General features: G+C 58.6%; 22 protein-coding genes and 2 tRNA genes. 14 read left to right on the top strand and 10 right to left on the bottom strand.

Going from position 1 to position 20,634, the window contains the following annotated elements; genetic code table 11:
- The first annotated feature begins 276 nt into the window (after positions 1–276).
- On the top strand, positions 277–879 hold the full coding sequence (locus tag AC5I5B_RS21265) for a J domain-containing protein (protein ID WP_003507613.1): 603 nt from the start codon (positions 277–279) through the stop codon (positions 877–879).
- A gap of 7 nt (positions 880–886) precedes the next feature.
- On the opposite strand, the gene AC5I5B_RS21260 is transcribed toward AC5I5B_RS21265, so the two are convergent.
- Both AC5I5B_RS21260 and AC5I5B_RS21255 read right to left on the bottom strand, forming a co-directional pair.
- Positions 887–1,495, bottom strand: coding sequence for a DUF922 domain-containing Zn-dependent protease (locus tag AC5I5B_RS21260; RefSeq protein ID WP_111834753.1), 609 nt, complete (start codon positions 1,493–1,495; stop codon positions 887–889).
- Positions 1,496–1,653: 158 nt separating this feature from the next.
- Positions 1,654–2,109 carry a PRC-barrel domain-containing protein gene (locus tag AC5I5B_RS21255; protein WP_111834754.1) on the bottom strand — a complete coding sequence of 152 codons (456 nt, stop codon included), beginning with the start codon at positions 2,107–2,109 and terminating at the stop codon, positions 1,654–1,656.
- 163 nt (positions 2,110–2,272) lie between these two features.
- Here AC5I5B_RS21255 and AC5I5B_RS21250 point away from each other — a divergent pair, with 163 nt between their 5' ends.
- The gene (locus tag AC5I5B_RS21250; RefSeq protein WP_111834755.1) at positions 2,273–2,698 is read left to right on the top strand and encodes a DUF1801 domain-containing protein; all 426 of its coding nucleotides are present in this window, start codon (positions 2,273–2,275) and stop codon (positions 2,696–2,698) included.
- A 27-nt stretch (positions 2,699–2,725) separates the two neighbouring features.
- On the opposite strand, the gene AC5I5B_RS21245 is transcribed toward AC5I5B_RS21250, so the two are convergent.
- Positions 2,726–3,694 (bottom strand): alpha/beta hydrolase, encoded by a 969-nt coding sequence (locus AC5I5B_RS21245; protein WP_111834756.1) that lies wholly within the window; start codon positions 3,692–3,694, stop codon positions 2,726–2,728.
- A gap of 256 nt (positions 3,695–3,950) precedes the next feature.
- Between AC5I5B_RS21245 and AC5I5B_RS21240 the strand changes: the two genes are divergently transcribed.
- Positions 3,951–4,484, top strand: coding sequence for a hypothetical protein (locus AC5I5B_RS21240; RefSeq protein WP_223564864.1), 534 nt, complete (start codon positions 3,951–3,953; stop codon positions 4,482–4,484).
- A gap of 19 nt (positions 4,485–4,503) precedes the next feature.
- Here the strand turns inward: AC5I5B_RS21240 and uvrB are convergent, their stop codons facing one another.
- A complete protein-coding gene (gene uvrB, locus AC5I5B_RS21235; RefSeq protein ID WP_111834779.1) occupies positions 4,504–7,470 on the bottom strand; it encodes an excinuclease ABC subunit UvrB in 2,967 nt (988 codons plus the stop codon).
- 266 nt (positions 7,471–7,736) lie between these two features.
- Between uvrB and AC5I5B_RS21230 the strand changes: the two genes are divergently transcribed.
- Both AC5I5B_RS21230 and AC5I5B_RS21225 read left to right on the top strand, forming a co-directional pair.
- Positions 7,737–8,090, top strand: a complete 354-nt coding sequence (locus AC5I5B_RS21230; protein WP_020009373.1) for a DMT family protein — start codon at positions 7,737–7,739, stop codon at positions 8,088–8,090.
- 108 nt (positions 8,091–8,198) lie between these two features.
- Positions 8,199–8,621: a GNAT family N-acetyltransferase gene (locus AC5I5B_RS21225; RefSeq protein WP_003507621.1), complete on the top strand. Its 423-nt coding sequence runs from the start codon at positions 8,199–8,201 to the stop codon at positions 8,619–8,621.
- Positions 8,622–8,738: 117 nt separating this feature from the next.
- Here AC5I5B_RS21225 and AC5I5B_RS21220 read toward each other — a convergent pair whose 3' ends face one another.
- Complete coding sequence (locus AC5I5B_RS21220; RefSeq protein WP_003507622.1) at positions 8,739–9,122, bottom strand: winged helix-turn-helix transcriptional regulator; 384 nt, start codon at positions 9,120–9,122, stop codon at positions 8,739–8,741.
- Between the two features lie 155 nt (positions 9,123–9,277).
- Here AC5I5B_RS21220 and AC5I5B_RS21215 point away from each other — a divergent pair, with 155 nt between their 5' ends.
- Both AC5I5B_RS21215 and AC5I5B_RS21210 read left to right on the top strand, forming a co-directional pair.
- Positions 9,278–9,889, top strand: coding sequence for an NAD(P)-dependent oxidoreductase (locus AC5I5B_RS21215; RefSeq protein WP_080864212.1), 612 nt, complete (start codon positions 9,278–9,280; stop codon positions 9,887–9,889).
- A gap of 12 nt (positions 9,890–9,901) precedes the next feature.
- On the top strand, positions 9,902–10,378 hold the full coding sequence (locus AC5I5B_RS21210) for a nuclear transport factor 2 family protein (protein ID WP_003507634.1): 477 nt from the start codon (positions 9,902–9,904) through the stop codon (positions 10,376–10,378).
- Positions 10,379–10,446: 68 nt separating this feature from the next.
- Here AC5I5B_RS21210 and AC5I5B_RS21205 read toward each other — a convergent pair whose 3' ends face one another.
- The 4 genes from AC5I5B_RS21205 to rlmB all read right to left on the bottom strand — a co-directional run bounded on the left by AC5I5B_RS21205 (position 10,447) and on the right by rlmB (position 13,797).
- Positions 10,447–11,811: a PepSY-associated TM helix domain-containing protein gene (locus AC5I5B_RS21205; RefSeq protein WP_111834758.1), complete on the bottom strand. Its 1,365-nt coding sequence runs from the start codon at positions 11,809–11,811 to the stop codon at positions 10,447–10,449.
- A gap of 47 nt (positions 11,812–11,858) precedes the next feature.
- On the bottom strand, positions 11,859–12,263 hold the full coding sequence (locus tag AC5I5B_RS21200) for a DUF2946 family protein (protein ID WP_003507644.1): 405 nt from the start codon (positions 12,261–12,263) through the stop codon (positions 11,859–11,861).
- A 177-nt stretch (positions 12,264–12,440) separates the two neighbouring features.
- Positions 12,441–12,833: an acyl-CoA thioesterase gene (locus AC5I5B_RS21195; RefSeq protein ID WP_003507645.1), complete on the bottom strand. Its 393-nt coding sequence runs from the start codon at positions 12,831–12,833 to the stop codon at positions 12,441–12,443.
- A 76-nt stretch (positions 12,834–12,909) separates the two neighbouring features.
- Positions 12,910–13,797 (bottom strand): 23S rRNA (guanosine(2251)-2'-O)-methyltransferase RlmB, encoded by an 888-nt coding sequence (rlmB, locus tag AC5I5B_RS21190; protein WP_111834759.1) that lies wholly within the window; start codon positions 13,795–13,797, stop codon positions 12,910–12,912.
- A 209-nt stretch (positions 13,798–14,006) separates the two neighbouring features.
- Between rlmB and AC5I5B_RS21185 the strand changes: the two genes are divergently transcribed.
- The 5 genes from AC5I5B_RS21185 (at position 14,007) to AC5I5B_RS21165 (ending at position 18,108) form a co-directional block, all read left to right on the top strand.
- Positions 14,007–14,091, top strand: a tRNA-Tyr gene (locus AC5I5B_RS21185).
- 25 nt (positions 14,092–14,116) lie between these two features.
- Positions 14,117–14,190 (top strand) — tRNA-Gly (locus AC5I5B_RS21180).
- A 253-nt stretch (positions 14,191–14,443) separates the two neighbouring features.
- Positions 14,444–16,654, top strand: a complete 2,211-nt coding sequence (locus AC5I5B_RS21175; protein ID WP_111834760.1) for a sensor histidine kinase — start codon at positions 14,444–14,446, stop codon at positions 16,652–16,654.
- The gene (locus AC5I5B_RS21170) at positions 16,647–17,102 is read left to right on the top strand and encodes a response regulator (RefSeq protein ID WP_003507648.1); all 456 of its coding nucleotides are present in this window, start codon (positions 16,647–16,649) and stop codon (positions 17,100–17,102) included. The genes AC5I5B_RS21175 and AC5I5B_RS21170 overlap by 8 nt, the downstream gene beginning before the upstream one ends.
- A 13-nt stretch (positions 17,103–17,115) precedes the next feature.
- Positions 17,116–18,108: a sensor histidine kinase gene (locus tag AC5I5B_RS21165; protein ID WP_003507649.1), complete on the top strand. Its 993-nt coding sequence runs from the start codon at positions 17,116–17,118 to the stop codon at positions 18,106–18,108.
- Between the two features lie 53 nt (positions 18,109–18,161).
- Here the strand turns inward: AC5I5B_RS21165 and AC5I5B_RS21160 are convergent, their stop codons facing one another.
- Positions 18,162–18,536: a response regulator gene (locus AC5I5B_RS21160; RefSeq protein ID WP_060726369.1), complete on the bottom strand. Its 375-nt coding sequence runs from the start codon at positions 18,534–18,536 to the stop codon at positions 18,162–18,164.
- 208 nt (positions 18,537–18,744) lie between these two features.
- Here AC5I5B_RS21160 and AC5I5B_RS21155 point away from each other — a divergent pair, with 208 nt between their 5' ends.
- Both AC5I5B_RS21155 and AC5I5B_RS21150 read left to right on the top strand, forming a co-directional pair.
- Positions 18,745–20,199, top strand: a complete 1,455-nt coding sequence (locus AC5I5B_RS21155) for a sensor histidine kinase (RefSeq protein ID WP_060726368.1) — start codon at positions 18,745–18,747, stop codon at positions 20,197–20,199.
- Complete coding sequence (locus AC5I5B_RS21150; RefSeq protein WP_003507653.1) at positions 20,196–20,633, top strand: response regulator; 438 nt, start codon at positions 20,196–20,198, stop codon at positions 20,631–20,633. Before AC5I5B_RS21155 ends, AC5I5B_RS21150 begins: the two co-directional genes overlap by 4 nt.
- Position 20,634 lies beyond the last annotated feature (1 nt).

Genomic DNA, 20,634 nt, shown 5'->3' with positions numbered 1-20,634 from the left:
GCAAATGCGGTGCTGCAGGGGCGGCATGTTTTGCCGCCGCTTTCCACAATTTTGTCCTGCCCGTCATTATAGTCGCCTTGGGTCCGACAAATTTCGGCCTCAAGGGCTTTCCGCCGGTCGTCCTGCCGCCTGCGGCAAGGCTTTTGTGTGGGCTTTGCCGGTTTAACCGCCGGGGCGGGGTGCCGTGCCGGGCGGATTTGGCCTATGATCCACTCGCAGGCCTTATGAGGGTGGCATCAGGTGTGCGGGTAACAGTTTGCGTTTGAAGGTGTTTTTGTGATTGATCCCTATGTTTTGCTTGGCGTGGAGCGCGATGCCGACGAGGCGGCGATCAAATCGGCTTACCGCAAGGTGGCCAAGGCCGCCCATCCCGACAGCGGTGGCGATGCCGAGCAGTTCGCGCGCCTGCAAACCGCCTATGAGCTTCTGAAGGATCCGGTGCGCCGCAAGGTGTTCGACGATACCGGCTATGATCCGCAGCTTGCCGACGCCAAGGACCTGAAGGGCCTGCTGATGCTGGAAACGCTGGTCAATGAGTTCATTCTGGACGAACGCGAGCCCGGCAGTTTCGACCCCGTGGCCGCCATGCGCCGCAAGCTGACCGATGATATTCTGAAAAGCCGTTTCCATATTCTCGAACTGGAACGGCACCGCACCCGGGTTCGCAAACATATGGACCGTCTTGGCCGCAAGCCGGAAACCGATGTGCTGAGTTCCATGCTGCGCGCCCGCAGCCAGTCCATCGCTGAAGCGATCCGCAACGCCGAAGCTCAGATCGAGGCGATCGAACAGGCCTATACGATGCTCGAGGGCTATTCCTACGAGCTGGAAAGCGTGATGCTGGCCGAGCCCTTGCTGAAAGGCGAGGCGGCGGAGTAAGCGCCCGTCACGGACCGTTGACGAGGGCGAGAATGAGCTGGTGCACCCGTCCGCCCGGGGAAAGCTCGTCGCGGTCGAAATCGCGGCCGCGCTGGCGCTGTTCGTTGGAAAGCTCGCCCAGCCGCTGCTGCAGCACGACGCGTACCTTCTGGCATTTGGGATCGTTTTCCGCCCTCAGGCCGGTGCTGAAGGCCTCGATCTTTTTCACCATGTCGAGGATGTGTTCGCCATGGACGCGCTCATGGGTTTCCACGCCGGAAATGAAGGTCTTCCAGCTGGCGGCGACGGCGGGCGGCAGATTGGCCGGCGCTTTCGGCCAGGTATAGATGATGGTGAGATTGGGCCTTGCTGTGGCGAGAATACAGGCACCATCCGGCTGCGGGCGGTAATCGCGCCGCCATGTCAGCCTGAAGGTGGTGTGGGCAATGGCCTGCACGCCGGCAGTGGGGCCGCGCTCGCCGATCGACTGGTAAAGCGCACCACCCGAATTACCGCTGATGGCATAGGTCTTTATCTGCTCGGCGGGTTTCCAGCCGGCGGACTGCGCTGACAGCGGAAGGGCGCTCAGCAACAGGGCGGTGCTGACGGAAAGGGAAAAAAGACTATGGGCGGGCACGCATCGATCCTTGGTGGTTTGCGCGCCGAAGATAGGCGAGGGGCATGCGGTCAGGCAAGGGGATGTGGGCGAGGATCGCCGGCTCCTGCGCGGAATAATCCACACGAAAACCCCCGCGCCTCGGCGCGGGGGAGACAAGTGTACGACTGCAGGGGTAATCAGTCGTCCAGCTTGTCGTAATCGAGCTTGGGTGCGTTCTGCAGTGCGTCCTTGGTGGTGTCGACATAGGCCTTCCAGGTGCCGTTGTCGTTGTGGACGGCGACGGAGGCCGGATCGAGCACCACATAGCTCTTGTCGATGCCGAGAAAGCCGCCGACGCTGGCGACAAGGCCGATCACCGACTTGCCGTCGCTGATGACGACATCTTCGATTTCGCCGATGTTTTCGTTCTGGGCGTTATAGATGTCCATGCCGTCAAGCTGGGAGGCGGTGAGATCGGTCTTCTGGACATTGACGAACTTCAGCGGGCCGCTGGCCTTGGTGCCCATGGTGATGCCGGGGCCGGACAAAGTGGCATCCGCGCCGGCAGCAGGAGCCGTGGTTGCCGTCTGGGCAAAAGCCACGGAAGAGGAGAGCGCTGCTGCGGCAGCGAGAGCGATGACATTGATTTTCATGATGTTTCTTCCCTTTGTATGCTGAACGTTGCGTTCGGGGAAGAAACGGTGAAGGGCGAATTTGGTTCCGCATGGGAGCGCAGGAAATTTTGGTCTATGCTGAAAACCGGAACAGATGTGCAGCAGGCCGGGAGCGGCGGCGCGGCGAAATCGGGAGGGTATCATGGCAAAAACTGTGACGGAGAAAGCTGCGGAAGAGGCTGCGGCGTCCGAGATCATCGACCGGAAAATTGCGGAGCTGGGCGACTGGCGCGGCGAGACGCTTGCGCATATCCGGGCGGTGATCAGGACGGCCGATCCCGAGGTTATCGAAGAGGTGAAATGGCGCGGCGTGCCGGTCTGGTCGCATGCCGGTATTCTCTGCACGGGTGAAACCTACAAAAGCGCCGTGAAGATGACATTTGCGAAGGGCGCTTCGCTGGAGGACCCCGCGGGGCTGTTCAATTCAAGTCTGGAGGGCAATACCCGGCGGGCGATCGATTTTCACGAGGGAGATGTCGTGGATGAGAAGGCGCTGGCGGCGCTGATCCGGGCGGCGGTGGCGTTGAATGTGGCGGTGGCAAGCGGGAAGAAACGGGCCGGAAAGTGATGAAACCGGTGGTGGGAGGGCGATGCCTCAGTCCCGGGCTATGTCTGCGGCCTTGTCCCACTCCCCATCGATAAACTTCAGTGCATCGATGATCGAAACTTTCCATACCGACCAGACGTGATCGCCGTCGGTGACCCGCAGTTCGGATTTGCGCTTGTCGGCCTGCAGCGTCTCATGCAGGGCGATTGCGCCGCGCCAGAGGAAGAAGCCGTCATCGTCGCCAACGGTCAGATAGGTGGCGGGCAGATCCTGACTTTCGGCGACATGCTGCGCCACGAGGGTGAAGACGTTCTTTTCGTTAAAGAGCCTTGCATCGAAAGGCGTGCCGAAGGCGCCGGAGAAATGATCGCCGGTTGAGGGCAGCACGATGCCGCTTGTAACGGTGGCGCGGTCAACCCGGTGAAAGAAAGCACTGTCCTGAATGAGCTTAAGTTCGGCAGGTGTCTTGTCGAGATCGGCGGCAGGGACATTCTGCCAGATGGCGCCCGACAGGCTGGCGACGGCGCCATAGAGGTCCTCGTGGCCATAGGCGAGATGCAGGGCGCCGAAGCCGCCCATGGAGAGGCCGGCAATGGCGCGGCCTTCCCGATCTTTCCGCACCGGCAGTGTTTTTTCGATCTGGTGGCGCAGATCGCCGGTCAGGGCGGTTTCGTAATCGCCGGGACCGCCCACGGCGGCGGAATCCACATACCAGCTGTTCTTGACACCGGGCATGACGACGACAAGCGGGCGTATGGCGCCGGCCTCGATGAGCGTATCGAGCGTCTTTTCGATATTGCCGAGATCGCGCCAGCTATTCTGGTCACCATCATGGCCGTGCAGGAGGTAGAGCACCGGCCAGCCGTTTTCCGGTGGAGCGCCATCCGGGCGGTAGATATTGACGGGAAGCGGCGCGTTGAGGGCCGCGCTGTGGAAGGTGGCATCCTCGATCTGGCCGGCAAAGCTCGGGGTGCAGGAGAGGAAAAGGTATGAGAGCGCCAGATTTCTGAGATGCATGCCGTGTCTCCATGCTGGTTGCCATTCCATAAGGGCGGTCAACGTTCAAGGGAACCGTGAGTTCCGGAAGACGTAACTCTGCTGCAATGTCATTCCCTCACATCTGCGGACCGGTATGACGGTCTCAGTTCCGGGAAGGATTGTTCCCGCCAAGGCCATTGCGCGCATTTGACAATTTTGGATTTAAAACATGGTGACATTGATATTATCGCGTTTCACACGCTCGCTTATTTTACTTTTTCTCCTTACCGGCTGTATGACCACGCCCATCTCGAGTATTCCCAAGCTGATGCGGCTCGACTTTCTGACGATGAATTTCGAGCATGTGCGTGTAGGGCTGCAGCTTCCTGCCCATCTGTCATTGGGTTCCGGTGATGCGGTGATGATTATTCGCAGCGTTACAGACGGCGTAAAGGGCGAGACTGTCGAGACGTTTGCGTTGATCGAGGATAAGGACGCCGCCGCCCGCGCGCAGTTCCACGCGGAAAAGCGGGAGGGAACCGCCACAAGCGTGTGGAGAATAAAGCCTGAGGAGGTTTCAAGGCTTGCAACATTGCAGGAGAAGGTGCGCCTTTCCCGCATCGAGGGGCCGCGCATCAGGGGGAGTACGGAGATCGAGATATTGCGCGCCTGTGTCACAGGCGTTCTCCCGACCGGCCCGGTCTATTTCTCGACTTACATCAAGCCTGCGGAAAATGAAGACTACATTGCCATGACCGTGGATGCGGATCTGACGAAAGTGTTTGGTGCGGGCCAGGTCGCGGCGCGGATCAGACAGTGCGAAAACTGATCGCCGTTGCCGGGGCGCGTTAGCGCCCCGGTCGGCCCGTCTTGCCCTTCGTCCGGCTTTTGCGCTTCTGCTCGCCGGCGTCTTCATAGGACCCCGCGCCGATCTTGCCACGCACCAGTGGTCGCGGATCATCGGTAGCACGCTCCGGCTGGCCTTCCATGAGCGGTGAGAAGCGTTTGCCGGATTCGGTCTCGGGCTTGTCTGGTACTGCGCTGCGCACGGGCTTTTCGGTTCTGCCCACGGTCATCTCGTCCAGCGTGTTCCTGCGGAACAGCGGTTTTCCCGCATCTGAGCCGGGGCCCATTTCATCCAGTGAGGGTTTGGTGAAAAGGGATTTGCCGCTTTCGTTCGGCGCGGCGCCCGCCTCCGTCCTGCCGGATGTCTCCCCCTCAGGCGGGGAGATCGACAAGTGGCTGCGTCTGTTGTTTTTTCCGCCGCCTTCGATGGCGCGGGCCTCTTCCTTCGCCATGGGGTCGTCCATGGTGGCGAGTTCGGCGGCCTTGAGGCGTTTGATTTCGTCGCGCAGGCGGGCGGCCTTTTCGAAGTCCAGATCTGCTGCGGCGTCGCGCATGGATTTTTCCAGCGCGTTGAGATGGGACTGCAGATTGTTGCCGACCAGATGGCCGCCATCGGCGAAGCCCTTGCCGGAAGCGCCTGATATATCGGCCCTTACGTGGTCGCGCTCATAAACAGAATCAAGAATATCCGAGATTTTCGCCTTGACCGATTCCGGCGTGATGCCGTGTTCGGCGTTATAGGCCATCTGCTTTTCGCGGCGGCGGGAGGTTTCCTCCATCGCCCGCTTCATCGAGCCGGTGATGTTGTCGGCGTAAAGGATGACCTTGCCGTCGACGTTACGGGCGGCGCGGCCGATTGTCTGGATCAGTGAGGTTTCGGAGCGCAGGAAGCCTTCCTTGTCGGCATCGAGGATCGCCACAAAACCACATTCGGGAATATCGAGACCTTCGCGCAGAAGGTTGATGCCAACAAGCACGTCGAAAGCACCGAGGCGCAGGTCGCGGATGATCTCGATGCGCTCCAGCGTGTCGATATCCGAGTGCATGTAGCGGACGCGAACGCCCTGTTCGTGCAGATATTCGGTCAGGTCCTCGGCCATGCGCTTCGTCAGCACGGTGCAGAGCGTGCGGTAACCCTTGGCGGCGGTCTCGCGGATTTCGCCGAGAACGTCGTCCACCTGGCTGCGGGCGGAACGCACCTCCACCGGCGGATCGATGAGGCCTGTCGGGCGGATGACCTGTTCGGCAAAGACGCCGCCGGCCTGTTCCATTTCCCATGAGCCGGGGGTGGCCGAAACCGCGACCGTCAGCGGCCGCATCGCATCCCATTCCTCAAAGCGCAGCGGGCGGTTATCCATGCAGGAGGGCAGGCGGAAGCCATATTCGGCCAGCGTCGCCTTGCGCCTGAAGTCGCCGCGATACATGCCGCCGATCTGGCTGACCGAAACGTGGCTTTCGTCGATGAACAGCAGCGCGTTGTCGGGGATATATTCGAACAGCGTCGGCGGCGGCTCGCCGGGATTGCGGCCGGTGAGATAACGCGAATAGTTCTCGATGCCGGCGCAGGAGCCGGTCGCCTCCAGCATCTCGATATCGTAGCGGGTGCGCTGCTCAAGCCGCTGGGCTTCCAGCAGTCGCCCGGCCTTTTCCAGTTCGGCGAGGCGGACTTTCAGCTCTTCCTTGATCGACTTGATCGCACCGTTCAGTGTCGGGCGCGGGGTGACATAGTGCGAATTGGCGTAAATCTTGACGGATTGCAGATCGCCGGTTTTCTGGCCCGTCAGCGGGTCGAATTCGGTGATGGAATCGATCTCGTCGCCGAACATCGAGATGCGCCAGGCGGCATCCTCAAGGTGGGCGGGGAAGATTTCGATGGTATCGCCGCGCACGCGGAACGAACCGCGCTGGAAATCCATGTCGCGGCGCTTGTATTGCTGGGCCACAAGGTCGGCCAGAAGCTGGCGCTGGTCCAGCCGGTCGCCGACCTGCATCTGGAAGGTCATGGCGGTGTAGGTTTCCACCGAGCCGATACCGTAGATGCAGGAGACGGAGGCGACGATGATGCAGTCATCGCGTTCCAGCAGTGAGCGGGTGGCGGAGTGGCGCATCCGGTCGATCTGCTCGTTGATCGAGGATTCTTTCTCGATGAAGGTGTCGGAGCGCGGCACATAGGCTTCCGGCTGGTAATAATCGTAGTAGGAGACGAAATATTCCACCGCATTGTCGGGGAAGAAGTTCTTGAACTCGGAATAGAGCTGCGCGGCCAGCGTCTTGTTGGGGGCAAGGATGACGGCCGGGCGCTGCGTCGCCTCGATCACCTTGGCCATGGTGAAGGTCTTGCCGGAGCCGGTGACGCCGAGCAGGACCTGGCTGCGCTCGCCGGAATTGATGCCTTCCACGAGGTCGTTGATGGCCGTCGGCTGGTCGCCGGCGGGCTGGTACTCCGAGTCCATGCGGATGGTAACGCCGCCTTCGGATTTCGGCGGCCGGGCCGGGCGGTGCGGCGTCCACAACTTGCCGTCCTTGAACAGCGGATTGCCGCTTTCGATCAGCTTCGACAGCGCGTCCACCGTTGCGGTGACGGCGCCCGGCGCGAGGTTGGCGGCATCCTCCAGCGATACGTCCATACCGGCGACCGGATTGAGGCCGGCGGCGGCGCGGGTTTTCGGATCGCTCGATGCGCCGATGGAAACACCGCGCGCGGTCTTGGAGGCCGTGGTGTTCTTGGCCGTCTTCGAGGCGGCCTTCTCCGCGTCCTTGCGTGCTTCGATCTCGATCTTCTTGCGGTGCTTGCCCGCCTTTGAGGCGATTTCGCGCTGGGTTTCCACGGAGGATGCCTCCGCTTCCGCCTCGAGCTGCTTCACCCAATCGGAGACGCTGCCGCTGAGCGGCGCACCTTCGAATGACGATTGCGGAGCTTCCTCGAAGCCCGAGGGCGAGGAGGTGGAGTTTTTCGGTGATCTGGCCATGGGCGAAATATGGAGGTAGTCACGCACAAAGTGAAGGGGATGCTGCGAAAAAATGAGTACAAAAAGGAAACGAAGCGTGCGGAACAAAATTCGGCCGGATGCGTTGCGTAGCGGCTGAAAACAGCTTTGCTAAAATCTGCAGAAAATCGATTCCGGTTTTCGGGCGGATGCGCTAGAGCAAATCCATACGGGCAGAATGACGTTTACCTTCAGACTGCTTTTTATACTGCATTTCACGACATCCCTCCCTTTTTCCAGGACCCATCATGCCGTTCTCAATCAGCCCTGCCCACATCTGGCCTGTCCTGATGCTTATCGCCTCCAATATTTTCATGACCTTCGCCTGGTACGGCCATCTCAAGCACAAGGGCAGCGCGCTCTTCCTGGCTATTGTCGCCAGCTGGGGTATCGCGTTCTTCGAATATGTGCTGGCCGTTCCCGCCAACCGCATAGGTTCGGAGGTCTATTCCACCGCGCAGCTCAAGACCATTCAGGAAGTCATCACGCTCGCGGTCTTCGCGCTGTTTTCGATCTTCTGGCTGAAGGAAAGCATCACCATCAATCACGTGATCGGTTTTGCGCTGATCGCCTTCGGCGCTTCCTTCATTTTCCGCTCCTGAAGACAAACGAAAGAGACCGGCGCTTTGCCGGCCCGAAACCAGTCGCAACGGGTATGAGGTGATGTATCGATGAAAATACGCCCTGCAAGAGTTGACGACGCGACGGGAATGGCGGCGGTCCAGAACGAGATATTCTCGGCCGGCCTCCGAAAAGCGCCGACGGATATTACGGCGGTGCTGGAGAATTATATCCAGCACACCGATCGTATCGAGTGCTCGGTCGCCGAGGATGAGGACGGGCGCATTATGGGGTTCCAGTCGCTGCGTTATGCGCGGGCAGACAATCCCTATGGCGTGGCGGAAGGCTGGGGCATCATCGGCACCCATGTCAGCCCGCAGGCGGCGCGAAGAGGAGTAGGATCCGCCCTCTTCGCGGCAACGCGAAGGGCGGCAGAGGCGCGGGGCCTCAAGAATATCGATGCCAGCATCGGCGCGGACAACATGCTCGGGCAGGGTTATTACGACGCCATGGGCTTCACGACCTATCGCCAGCCGGAAGGGCTGGTCTGCAAGGTCTACCGGCTGGGCTAGGGCACGTCCGGTTTAAACGGAAGCGTCGGACGTGCTCCATCTCTTTGTTTATCGCATTATCCGGACGTAAAACCGCTACGCACTTTTACTGGAAATGCTCTGGATGCCTGCTTCCTGTCAGCTGCGATTGTCGTTTTCGGAATATTGCAGCCGCGCCTTGCAGATACGGACGTGGTTCTCATCGGCCCATTGCACCAGCAATTGCATCGGCACCAGAAACGAACGGCCGAGATTGGTCAGTTCGTATTCCACGCGCGGCGGTACCTGCGCATAAAGCGTGCGGCGAATGAAACCGTCTTCCTCAAGCCGCTTCAACGTACGCGACAACATCTGCTTGGAAATATCGTCGATCTTGCGGTTCAATTCGTTGAAACGCAGCACGCCGCCCTGAAGCGCTTCCAGAACCAGCAGGCTCCATTGATCGCCGATACGATCCAGCACGTCGCGTATGGGGCAGGGCTGGTCGAAGACGAAGATTTCTTTGGTTTGCATATCCGGCATTTTGCCTCGCCCTTTCCATTTTCTTACCCCTTCAGGTCATCGCCGTGTGACCTGATCAGCGGCGGCTGACTTCTTGCGGCCGGGGTTGCGATATCATAGCTTTCATTAGCGGTCTATTATTTAGACCAATAACGATACCGACAAAGGAAGAAGTCATGGCTAAAATCGCGCTCATCGGAGCCTCCGGCAATGCCGGATCCCGTATTCTGAAGGAGCTTTCCGACCGGGGCCACAAGGTGACGGCGATCGCCCGCAGCCCTGAAAAGATCGCCAGCCTGCCGAACGTGGTGGCAAAACAGGGCGATGTTTTCGATCGGGCAGGGCTTTCGGAGCTGCTTAAAGGTCACGATGCCGTGATCAGCGCGGTGCACTTCACCGCCAGCGATCCCGTGACGCTGATCGAGGCCGTGCGCGCCTCCGGCGTTCCCCGTTACCTCGTGGTGGGTGGTGCCGGCAGCCTTGAAATCGCACCGGGTCAGCGCGTTGTCGACCTGCCGGATTTCCCGGCCGCCTACAAGGCCGAAGCGACCAAGGGCGCGGAGTTTCTGGACCGCCTGAGAGGGGAAAAACAGCTCGACTGGACCTTCCTGTCGCCATCGGCCGAATTTGTGCCGGGGGAAAGAACCGGCAAATTCCGTCTCGGCAAGGATGGGCTTCTCAGCAATACCGAAGGCAGCCGCATTTCCTTCGAGGACTACGCCATCGCGCTTGTCGATGAAATCGAGAAGCCGCAGCATTCCCGCCAGCGTTTCACCGTCGGTTATTGAGAGGTATCACCCATGAATTTCGTGACACGTCGTCTTGCCATCGCCGCTCTCGCTCTTGCGCCTGCATTGATGGCCGCTCCGGTCCTGGCCGAAACCGCCAAGCGGGATCTCGCCCAGGAAGAGGCCAACCGCAAGCTGGTGATCGAGTTTTACGATACCGTTTTCAATAAGCATGAAGTGGAGAAGGGGGCTGCCGTCATTGTCGACAGCTATAAGCAGCACAACCCCATGGTGCCGGATGGCAAGAAGCCGTTCGTGGATTATTTCACCGGTCACTTCAAGGAAAACCCGCAGTCGAAGGCGCGCATCGTGCGCAGCGCCACGGATGGCGATCTCGTCTATCTGCATATTCATTCGACCGAAAAAGACGGCGATCGCGGTACGGCCATCGTCGATATCTTCCGCGTCACCGACGGCAAGATCACCGAGCACTGGGATGTGATCCAGCCCGTTCCGGAAACGGCGGCGAACAATAATACGATGTTCTGAGGGCAGCCCCTCGACGCCTCACCGATGACAAGGGAACAGCCGGGATTTTCGCCCGGCTGTTCCCATTTTCAGATTGTGCGCCGTTTCTGACGGGACTGTATGATCAGGTCTAGCACGAGCATGACCAGCAGGCTCGCGCCCACCAGCGGGAAAATGACGCCGCCGATGGCGAGCATGACCAGCAGGCCGCGAAGCACGCGTTTTTCCTGCGGCAGGGGCGGCACTCCGAGCGACCCTTTCGGACGGCGTTTCCACCACATGACGCCGGCGGACACGGCAAGCAGCACAATGCCGATACAGGCCGCCAGAAGCACGATCTGGTTGGCGAGGCCATATTGCTGTCCCAGATGCACGTTGATGCCCCATTCCAGCGCCTTGCCGAGCGGGCCGTAATCGGCGTAGCTCATGTCGATCAGCGGCTCTCCGCTATATTGATCGAGGTGCACAACGCGCTGTTGACCGAGATCATCGGGATAGACCGAACCGCTATAGACGCCGGTCGGTTTTCCCGGCAGGGCGACGGCATAACCGGCGGCAAGGCCGAGTGCATCGAAACGTGCGATCGCCTCGTCGATTCCGATCGGCTGGCCTTCGGAGGCGGCGGTGGATTCCGGTATTTTTGCCTGCTCCAGCGACCAGCTTGTCTTCGCCACATGATCGAGATGGTCTCCGGACATCGGAACATCGGTACGGATGCCCGCCGGGTACCCGAAGTTGCTGCCATTCGCCCATTCATTGATCTTCGCGCCCCATACGCCCGACCAGGGCATGCCGGTAACCGCAAGAAAGACGATGAAAAAGCCGACGAAAATGCCGGTGACGGCATGGGTATCGCGCCAGAAGACCCGTTTTTTTGGCGTGCCGCGCACGGTGACGACTCCACCCGTCTGCTTTCGCGGCCACCAGAGATAGATGCCGGTGGCGAAAAGAAGGATGGACCAGCCGGCCGCGATCTCGATCAGATAGCGGGCATAGGCGCCGAAATATTTCGGGCTGTGGAGATAACGGATCGTCCACATGATTGTGCCGCGATCCGGCAGGGAACCGGCCACCTCAGCGGTGTAGGGGTTTACGTAGACGGCCTGCTTTCCAACCGCGGTACTGACGGTGATTTCCGTCGAAGCACCCGGATCGGCCGGTGTCGTATATTTGACGGCGGTGCCGGGAACGGCCGCGAGCGCTGCGGCAACGATCTCGGAAGGCAGGGCTTTTGGCGCGTTTTGCGCTACCTCGATGCGCTTCAGGTCGGAATGGATGAGATTGTCGAACTCGTCCCGGAAGAGATAAAGCGCGCCGGTGACGGCGAGCGATATCATGAAGGGCAGGACGAGGAGACCGGCATAAAAATGCCAACGCCACACGGCGCGGTAAAGATTTGCGGACGAGGAATGCGCAGGCGCACGCTCGCCCTCGAAAGAGGTCGTAACGGACATGGATGTCTCCGCAAGAGAATGGATTTTCCGGCAGGCCGGACGGTGTTCTAGCGTTGCGGAGCGAAGGGCGGCGCGCGTGGGCGCGATTCCAGATTGGGCGGCGATGGCGACAGCACCGCGTCGAAATTCAAAAAGGCGACTTCGACCGCCGGGAGAATATTGTCCGCGCCTTCGACGGGAATAACCGGAAGAGCGGCGGCCGTGGCCGAGGCCAGACGGCAGAGCGTGCCGCAACAGTCATCGGCGATCTTGCCCGCCGGGTCGTGTTTGTCCGAGCCGCCTTCAGGCATATGGCTGGAACAGATGATCTCATCCGCCGCCAGCGCGGCCATCGCCATATTGCCGCTGGTCAGGCCATTGGCGAGACCCTGCAAAAGGAAAAGCAGAACCGCCAGCATGGCGATGGCGCCAGCCGAACTTCTATCCTGCATGATCCTGCGAATGAATCCCATGGGATCGGAATGTCATATTTGCGGCGAGATGTCACCGCGACACAATGACGGCAGGGGAGAGACAACAGGGATCGCATCGATGAGGAATGATCCTGACAATGCGCGAGATGTCTATGCTGCCTGCTGTATATGGCGTTTGAGCTGAGAGCGGCACTGGAGCCCAGTGCCGCAACGCGATTATTCCGCTGCGGGAATGGGCGTGGGTTGTCCGTTTTCGTCCATTGCCACCATGATGAAAGTTCCGGCGGTGACTTTCTCCAGCTTGTCATAACGCGACCGCTGCGCCCAGGCTTCCACCGTGAGCGTGATGGACGTGCGGCCAACGCGGGCGATATCGGTATAGATGGACAGCGTGTCGCCGATCTTCACCGGCAGTTCGAAGGCCATTTCCTTGACCGCTGCCGTGACCACACGACAGCGGGAGCGTTCCGCGGCGCGGATGCCGCTCGCCAAGTCCATCTGTGACATGACCCAGCCGCCGAAAATATCACCGGCCGGATTGGCGTCGGCTGGCATGGCGAGCGTTCTGAGAGTCAGCTCGCCGGTCGGTTTGATGGTCGGGTTGGTCATGTTGAGATTTGCTCCATGCGAATGACAAAGGCGCAGCATGCGTTGCGCTTTGCGATTTCGCAAGGAAGGGCAAGCGTCAGGACGACGCTTTGCCCAGAAATTGCTGCGTTGCATAAAGGGCGATGGCCGCCGCATTCGAAACATTGAGCGATTTGATCTCGCCCGGCATGTCGAGACGGGCAAGCGCCGAGACGGTTTCGCGCGTCTTCTGGCGCAGGCCCTTGCCTTCGGCGCCCAGCACCAGTGCGATTTTTTCACCGCTAAAGGTCTGTTCGATGGGGGCGGGGCCTTCCGAATCCAGACCGACGGAGAAGAAGCCGAGCTTGTGCAGCTCGCCCAGCGCATCGGCCAGATTGGTGATCTGGATATAGGGAATGAGTTCCAGTGCACCGGAAGCCGATTTCGCCAGCACGCCTGACTCGGTCGGGCTGTGGCGCATGGTGGTGATGACGGCGCCGGCGTTGAAGGCGACCGCCGAGCGCATGATGGCCCCGACATTGTGCGGATCGGTGACCTGATCGAGCACGAGGATGAGCGGGCTGTCCTTCAGCGCGCCGAGCCGCTTGACCGGCAGGGGCCTGGTTTCCAGCATCACGCCCTGATGGATCGCCTCGGGGCCGAGAACCTTGTCGATGTCCTGCGGCGAAACCATCTCGACCGGGAAGGGCTGGGCATCCGCCTCGCCGATATCCAGACGCGCGAAGGCGTTCTGGGTGACGGATAGCTTGATGAGTTGCCGTTCGGGATTGGCAAGCGCCGCGCGCACGGTATGCAGGCCGTAAAGATGCACCTGATCGGGCGCAAGCTGCGGCGGCTTCCAGTCATCAGCACCGCGGTTCCGGCGCTTCGGCTGCTGCGGGGTCGGAATTTCGCCCCGCTCGCGTTTGGCGTCGCGCACGGCACGGCGCAGGGTGGCATAGTGCGTGTCGCGGGTGGATTTGTTGTTGGGATCGTCTTTGCTCATGGCGCCTTATATCTCTGCAAAGAGGCGCGCACCAGCCCCCGCGATAATCCACAGGGCTGCAAACAGGTTTGAATTTTTTCCCGAAAATTCGTGAAAGGGCGTGTTGACAGAAACGAACGAGGCCGTCATATACGCGCCACAGACGACGCAACGGCGCTTCGCCGCAGCGAAATCTGAAGAGCTTGGTTGCTCGATCCTAGCAGAAAGCTGGAGGGATGCCCGAGTGGTTAAAGGGGACGGACTGTAAATCCGTTGGCTACGCCTACGTTGGTTCAAATCCAACTCCCTCCACCATTCTGCACGGATCGAAATCACCACCGCGGGTATAGCTCAATGGTAGAGCAGCAGCCTTCCAAGCTGAATACGCGGGTTCGATTCCCGCTACCCGCTCCAGTGACTTTTCCAAAAAGATCATTGACGTCCAACAAGCGCCGATTTTGCTGCGCCAGCGCCCGGATTTCTTATCGCGTGATTGTTTCAATCTATGGCCGCGTGAACGTCCTACGTTTGCGTAACCGGAAATCCGGTGGAAATCATTCGGCAATTTTGCGAAAACGAGCGTTTACATCCCCGCAATAATCAATAGGTTGGCCGCATCTTTTGAGCAGGTCGAACGTTCTCGCAAAAAGAGCGGCTGGAGAAAGTTATGAGTTCAAATACGCCGAAACTGGATAGTTGCGGCGCAGAGCCCATCCACATTCCCGGTGCTATTCAGGAACATGGAGCCCTTTTGGTTCTGTCCGCGCGGGAACTCTCCGTTGTGCAGGCGAGCGATAATCTTGCCGATTATATTGATGCGGCCCTACCAATCGGTGCCGTCGTCACCGAAACAATCTTGCCGTTCATCTCTGAACTTTCCGTCTGGTATTCCGGCGAAGAGAGCAATTTCCGATATGCATGGGCTGAAAAGAAACTCGTTGTTTCGGCGCATCGATCCGGGACTTTGGTTATTCTCGAGGTCGAAAAGGCAAGAGAGGGCGAGTCGGCTGAAAAGCTGATGGGCGAACTTACGAATCTGGCGCAATATCTGAACAGCGCGCCGTCGCTGGAGGATGCGCTTTTTCGGACGGCGCAATTGGTGTCTTTGATCAGCGGTTATGATCGTACGCTGATCTATGACTTCGGACTGGACTGGAGCGGTCATGTCGTGGCGGAAGCCGGAAGCGGGACTTTGCCGTCTTATCTCGGACTTCGCTTTCCGGCGGGCGATATCCCGCCGCAGGCGCGGCAGCTCTACACCATCAATCGCCTGCGAATGATTCCCGATGTCGATTATAAGCCCGTCCCGATCAGGCCGCCGGTGAATGCGGAAACGGGAGCAGTGCTCGATATGAGCTTTTCTCAGCTTCGCAGTGTGTCGCCGGTTCATCTCGAATATATGCGCAATATGGGTACGGCCGCTTCGATGTCGGTGTCGATCATCGTCAATGGCGCTCTCTGGGGCTTGATTGCCTGCCACCACGCTACACCCCATTCGGTATCCCTTGCCGTCCGTGAAGCCTGCGATTTTGCCGCGCAGCTCCTGTCGATGCGGATCGCCATGGAGCAGAGTTCCCAGGATGCATCCCGCCGGGTGGAGCTTGGCCACATTCAGGCGCGCCTGCTGAAGGGGATGGCTGCTGCCGAAAAATGGGTTGATGGACTGCTTGCGGGTGACGATGAAAAAAACGACCTGCTGAAACAGGTGGGAGCGGACGGCGCGGCACTCGTTCTCGGCGACGACTATGAGCTGGTCGGCAGGACGCCGTCACGGCAGCAGGTTGAAGAGCTTGTCCTATGGCTCGGTGAGCAGGACGTTGCCGATGTTTTTGCAACCGACAACCTATCCGGCGATTACGCCGCCGCTGAGGCCTATGCCGCCACCGCAAGCGGAATTATTGCGATGCGGGTTTCGGAGTTGCACGGCAGCTGGCTTATCTGGTTTCGGCCGGAAGTCATAAAAACGGTACGCTGGGGCGGTGATCCGCACAAGACGGTGCAGGAGAGCGGGCGCATTCATCCCCGCAAGTCTTTTGAAATCTGGAAGGAGCAATTGCGCAACACGTCATCTCCCTGGTCGGAGCCCGAGCTTGCGGCAGCGAGGGAGCTTCGCAGTGCGATCATCGGCATTGTCCTGCGCAAGGCCGAGGAGATGGCAGATCTGACGCGGGAATTGCAGCGGACCAATAAAGAGTTGGAGGCCTTTTCCTATTCCGTTTCGCACGACCTGCGTGCCCCGTTCCGTCATATCGTCGGGTTTGCGCAGTTGTTGCGGGAGCGCAGCAATGCCCTGGACGAGAAATCCTCGCATTATCTGCAGATGATATCAGAGGCGGCGCTGGGCGCCGGCAGGCTGGTGGATGATCTCCTGAATTTCTCACAGCTTGGTCGCACGCAACTGTCCCTGAAACCGGTGGATATGCAGAAGGTGGTGAGCGAAGTTCGTCGCTCTCTCGGGCACGCCGTTGCCGATCGCGAGATCGAGTGGCGCATCGGCGAGTTGCCGGTGATATTCGGGGATGCGACCCTGCTGCGGCAGGTCTGGTACAATCTCATCGAAAATGCCATCAAATATTCGTCCCGGGAGCCGGTCTCGATCATCACTATTTCTGCGGTCGAAACCGAGGACGACGTCACTTACTCGGTCGAAGATAATGGTGTTGGCTTCGATATGGCCTATTACAGCAAGCTTTTTGGTGTGTTCCAGAGATTGCAGCGGGTAGAGGATTTCGAGGGAACGGGCATTGGACTTGCGCTGGTCCGACGAATTGTCGAACGCCATCACGGTTTGGTCGGTGCCGAGGGAACTGTCGGTGAGGGAGCCACGTTCTTCTTCACATTGCCGGTTACGAAAGTTGAAGAGGAAAAAATTGCCTGAACTCAGACCCATTCTGCTGGTGGAAGATAATCCACGCGATCTGGAACTAACGCTGACCGCTCTTGAGAAATGCCAGCTGGCGAATGAGGTGGTGGTGGCACGCGACGGTACGGAAGCACTCGACTATCTGAATGTAACCGGTAGCTATCATAACCGCCCGGGCGGTGATCCGGCCGTGGTTCTTCTTGATCTCAAACTCCCGAAAGTGGACGGGCTTGAGGTTTTGCAGACGGTCAAGGGCAGCGATCACTTGCGGCATATTCCAGTCGTCATGCTGACGTCGTCGCGAGAAGAACAGGATCTCGTCAGGAGCTACGAACTCGGCGTGAACGCATTTGTCGTCAAGCCTGTGGAATTCAACCAGTTCTTCAAGGCTATACAGGATCTTGGCGTCTTCTGGGCTCTCCTGAACGAACCGCCGCCGGGTGCACATCGCAATGGCGGATGAGACTGTGTCGCGAATGGAGGCAAGCAGACTTCTTCTCCTCGAAGACAGTTCGGTGGATGCCGAACTGATCGAAGAACAGCTTTCACGTCTTTCGACGCCGCCTGCGGTAACGAGGGCCGTTGGCAAGGCATCGTTCATCGAGGCGTTGGAAAAACAGCAGTTCGATATCATTCTCGCGGATTTCTCTTTGCCGGACTTCGATGGCATGTCGGCGCTCGATGTCGTTATGGCGACAAGACCCGATACGCCGTTCATTTTCGTGTCCGGTGTTTTAGGTGAGGATGCGGCCATCGATGCATTCCGGCGCGGCGCGACGGACTACGTCCTCAAGCAACGGCTTGTGAGACTGCCATCCGCTGTGGAGCGCGCCCTGGCGGAAGCTCGGGAGAAACAGGAGCGAAAACGGGCGGAGCTGCACAAGGAGCTGCTCGTCCGCGAGCTAAGCCATCGTGTCAAGAATACGATGGCGATGGTCATATCGATCATCCGCAGAACGGCGAAAGGCAGCACCTCGATCGAGGATTATCAGGAACGGCTGGTGGCCCGCGTAAGCGCTCTGGCCGAAAGCCACGCCCTGCTTTTTCAGAGCAATTGGGGTGAGACGGATTTGAGAGATGTCGTGAAGCGCGCGATCGAGCCGCATAATACCTTCACGAGCAGGGTCGAACTCGACGGTCCGGATGGCGTTCATGTATCGCCAAAATCCGCTCTGGCGCTGGGAATGATCCTGCACGAGCTGGTGACTAACGCGCAGAAATACGGTTCCCTTTCCGGTGCGAACGGAAAGGTTGACGTTGTCTGGAAAAAGCTTCGTGACGGAGACGGACGCGACCGTATCAATCTGCGGTGGCGGGAAAGCGGAGGCCCGCCGGTCTCAATGCCGGAAGACACGGGCTTTGGAACCACCCTTGTAACAAGGGGCGCGCAATACGAATTGCAAGCGGAAAGTGAAATTCGCTACGACCGCGATGGCCTGCAATATCAGGTCATCTTTCCCCTGGACTAAGTCGCCACATGAAAAGAAGCGGCTTGGGGCACCGGACCGAGATTAGCCCCGCCCTAGTTGGTCAGTAAAAACTCATTTGCCAGAACATGCGAGAGATTGTCGAAATCGCAGGGTTTGGAGACGACGGTAAGCCCGTCCAGCTGCGCACGCACTCCGGGTATTTCCGCATATCCGCTGCATATGACGAAAGGGATATTTGCCGCCTTGAGCTCCTCGATGACCGGGAAGGACAATTCGCCTCTCAGATTGAGGTCAATGACTGCGCCGTCCAGATCAGTGGCGTTTATTTTTTCCAAGGCCGCGCCAATGTGCGAAACGGGCCCGACGACGTTGACCCCCAGATCGGAAAGAAAATCCTCCATATCCATCGCCAGAAGCGCGTCGTCCTCCAATACGAGGATTTGTTTTCCCTGGAAATTATAGCTCATCGTTATCGCATTCTCGTCAGTTCGGCTCAGTCGGGCACTGCCAATCAACATTGCAAAACCCCTAAGTCCCAAACTGGTTCCTTCCATAAATAAAAAGAAAACAGTCGCCTCTGATGTCGTCGTATTCTAGTTTGCAACTTTAATTCGTGCCTACCGGGAATGTATTTCTGTGATTGGTTTTTCACCGTTTGCCCAACGAAGCCTTTTGATGCTTGCCGTGGGTGTTGCGATTTTGATTGGCATGGTCTCCATGTCGCTGTGGCTGGTGCAGGTGAATAACCGCTATTCCCAGGAAACAGCGGAACTCCGACGTTTTCGTGCCGCTGTTTTGGATGTGCTGACGACGATGCAGGACATCGAAACCGGCCAGCGGGGATATCTGCTGACCAATAATCGCGATTATCTCGTGCCTTATGAAGAAGCCCTGCGTGGCTTGCCCCAACGCCAGTCAAGACTTTTCGATCTTCTGACGGAAGACGAGCAATACAAGCAGTCTCTTTCGGGTTTGAGGCAGACAATCGACGCGAAGCTGGCTGAAACCCGTGAGACCATCGATTTGCAGCGTTCGGGCCGAATAACGGAGGCGGTTGAGGTCGTCCGTAATAATGACGGCAAACGCTTCATGAACGAGATCAGGAGTATTCTGTCGGACCTGCAATCGGACACAGATGATCGCCTGCGCATCATCGTTGCGGATCAACTCGGGGCTGCCAATAAGCTGCGCTGGGTAACGGTCGGCGGTGCGCTCGCTATCCTCATTGTGGTCGGTGGTTCGATCTTCCTTGTCTTCACCTATATCCGTGCCCTGAACAGGTCGCGGGAGGATGTCGATGAACTCAATCGTCATCTTGAAGAACGTGTCGAGGAAAGAACGCGGGATCTTCGCCGCGCCAATCAGGAAATTCAGCGCTTCGCATATATCGTGACGCATGACCTGCGCGCGCCGCTCGTCAATATCATGGGCTTCCTATCCGAATTCGATACTTCGCTGAAGCCGGTAACGAGTTATGTTCTCGCAGATGGCAAGTCTCTCCCGGAGGACGTTATTCGTGAGGCGCGGCTGGCGGTTGAAGAGGATATTCCAGAGGCTATCGGCTTCATCCGCTCGTCCACCCGCAAAATGGATCAGCTGATCAACGCTATCCTGAAAATATCCCGCGACGGCCAGCGAAAGCTGCAGCCGGAGAAAGTCGACATAGAAACGTTGCTCTCGTCACTGTCTGAGACGGTACGCCACCAGATCAACGCCAATGGCGGCGAGATCGAAGTCGACACGCCGAAGCTGACGATCGTGACCGACCGGATATCTCTCGATCAGATACTCGGAAATCTCTTCGATAACGCGGTGAAATACCAGATGCCTGGCCGCCCGCTGAGACTGACGGCCCGGGCCTATCCGGCTGGACGTGGAGCTATTTGTATCGAAGTCGCCGACAACGGGCGCGGTATTGGCGAACAGGACCTCGAACGGGTTTTTGAGCTCTTTCGGCGGGCGGGCAATCAGGATCAGCCGGGAGAGGGCATTGGTCTTGCGCATGTTCGTTCGCTAATCAGAAATTTAGGGGGTGACATTAAAGTCGAGTCTAAACTTGGCGAAGGCAGCACGTTTATCCTGCTGATGCCGAGTGACCTCAGACGCGTGACGAAGGAAAGCGACAAATGAAAGCGACCGGTCAGGAAGTAACGATCGTGATGATCGAAGACGACGAAGGCCATGCTCGGCTGATCGAGAAAAACGTGCGGCGCGCCGGCGTGAACAACGAGATCGTGCCTTTTACGCTCGGCGCCAAGGCACTGGACTTTATATTAGGCGAAAGTCGGGATGGGCTTGTCAGCAAGGACCGTTATCTTCTCGTCTTGCTCGATCTCAATCTCCCCGACATGTCGGGCATCAATATTCTCGAGCAGATCAAGAGCAATGAATATACACGCCGTTTGCCCGTGGTGGTTTTGACAACGACCGACGACGAGACTGAAATTCAGAAATGCTATGATCTTGGCGCGAATGTTTATATAACCAAGCCGGTCGATTATGAGGGCTTTGCCAATGCCATCAAAAATCTCGGCCTGTTCTTTTCCGTAATTCAGATACCTTGAA

Source organism: Agrobacterium sp., assembly GCF_059499945.1.
This window is presented reverse-complemented; position numbering and strand designations above follow the sequence as displayed.

Bases quoted from the DNA above. Each gene is read 5' to 3' on its own strand.
- AC5I5B_RS21255 (WP_111834754.1), bottom strand. From the start codon at position 2,109: ATGAAAATCAATGTCATCGCTCTCGCTGCCGCAGCAGCGCTCTCCTCT.
- AC5I5B_RS21250 (WP_111834755.1), top strand. From the start codon at position 2,273: ATGGCAAAAACTGTGACGGAGAAAGCTGCGGAAGAGGCTGCGGCGTCC.
- AC5I5B_RS21245 (WP_111834756.1), bottom strand. From the start codon at position 3,694: ATGCATCTCAGAAATCTGGCGCTCTCATACCTTTTCCTCTCCTGCACC.
- AC5I5B_RS21240 (WP_223564864.1), top strand. From the start codon at position 3,951: ATGACCACGCCCATCTCGAGTATTCCCAAGCTGATGCGGCTCGACTTT.
- uvrB (WP_111834779.1), bottom strand. From the start codon at position 7,470: ATGGCCAGATCACCGAAAAACTCCACCTCCTCGCCCTCGGGCTTCGAG.
- AC5I5B_RS21230 (WP_020009373.1), top strand. From the start codon at position 7,737: ATGCCGTTCTCAATCAGCCCTGCCCACATCTGGCCTGTCCTGATGCTT.
- AC5I5B_RS21225 (WP_003507621.1), top strand. From the start codon at position 8,199: ATGGCGGCGGTCCAGAACGAGATATTCTCGGCCGGCCTCCGAAAAGCG.
- AC5I5B_RS21220 (WP_003507622.1), bottom strand. From the start codon at position 9,122: ATGCCGGATATGCAAACCAAAGAAATCTTCGTCTTCGACCAGCCCTGC.
- AC5I5B_RS21215 (WP_080864212.1), top strand. From the start codon at position 9,278: ATGGCTAAAATCGCGCTCATCGGAGCCTCCGGCAATGCCGGATCCCGT.
- AC5I5B_RS21210 (WP_003507634.1), top strand. From the start codon at position 9,902: ATGAATTTCGTGACACGTCGTCTTGCCATCGCCGCTCTCGCTCTTGCG.
- AC5I5B_RS21205 (WP_111834758.1), bottom strand. From the start codon at position 11,811: ATGTCCGTTACGACCTCTTTCGAGGGCGAGCGTGCGCCTGCGCATTCC.
- AC5I5B_RS21200 (WP_003507644.1), bottom strand. From the start codon at position 12,263: ATGGGATTCATTCGCAGGATCATGCAGGATAGAAGTTCGGCTGGCGCC.
- AC5I5B_RS21195 (WP_003507645.1), bottom strand. From the start codon at position 12,833: ATGACCAACCCGACCATCAAACCGACCGGCGAGCTGACTCTCAGAACG.
- rlmB (WP_111834759.1), bottom strand. From the start codon at position 13,797: ATGAGCAAAGACGATCCCAACAACAAATCCACCCGCGACACGCACTAT.
- AC5I5B_RS21175 (WP_111834760.1), top strand. From the start codon at position 14,444: ATGAGTTCAAATACGCCGAAACTGGATAGTTGCGGCGCAGAGCCCATC.
- AC5I5B_RS21165 (WP_003507649.1), top strand. From the start codon at position 17,116: ATGGAGGCAAGCAGACTTCTTCTCCTCGAAGACAGTTCGGTGGATGCC.
- AC5I5B_RS21160 (WP_060726369.1), bottom strand. From the start codon at position 18,536: ATGAGCTATAATTTCCAGGGAAAACAAATCCTCGTATTGGAGGACGAC.
- AC5I5B_RS21155 (WP_060726368.1), top strand. From the start codon at position 18,745: ATGCTTGCCGTGGGTGTTGCGATTTTGATTGGCATGGTCTCCATGTCG.
- AC5I5B_RS21150 (WP_003507653.1), top strand. From the start codon at position 20,196: ATGAAAGCGACCGGTCAGGAAGTAACGATCGTGATGATCGAAGACGAC.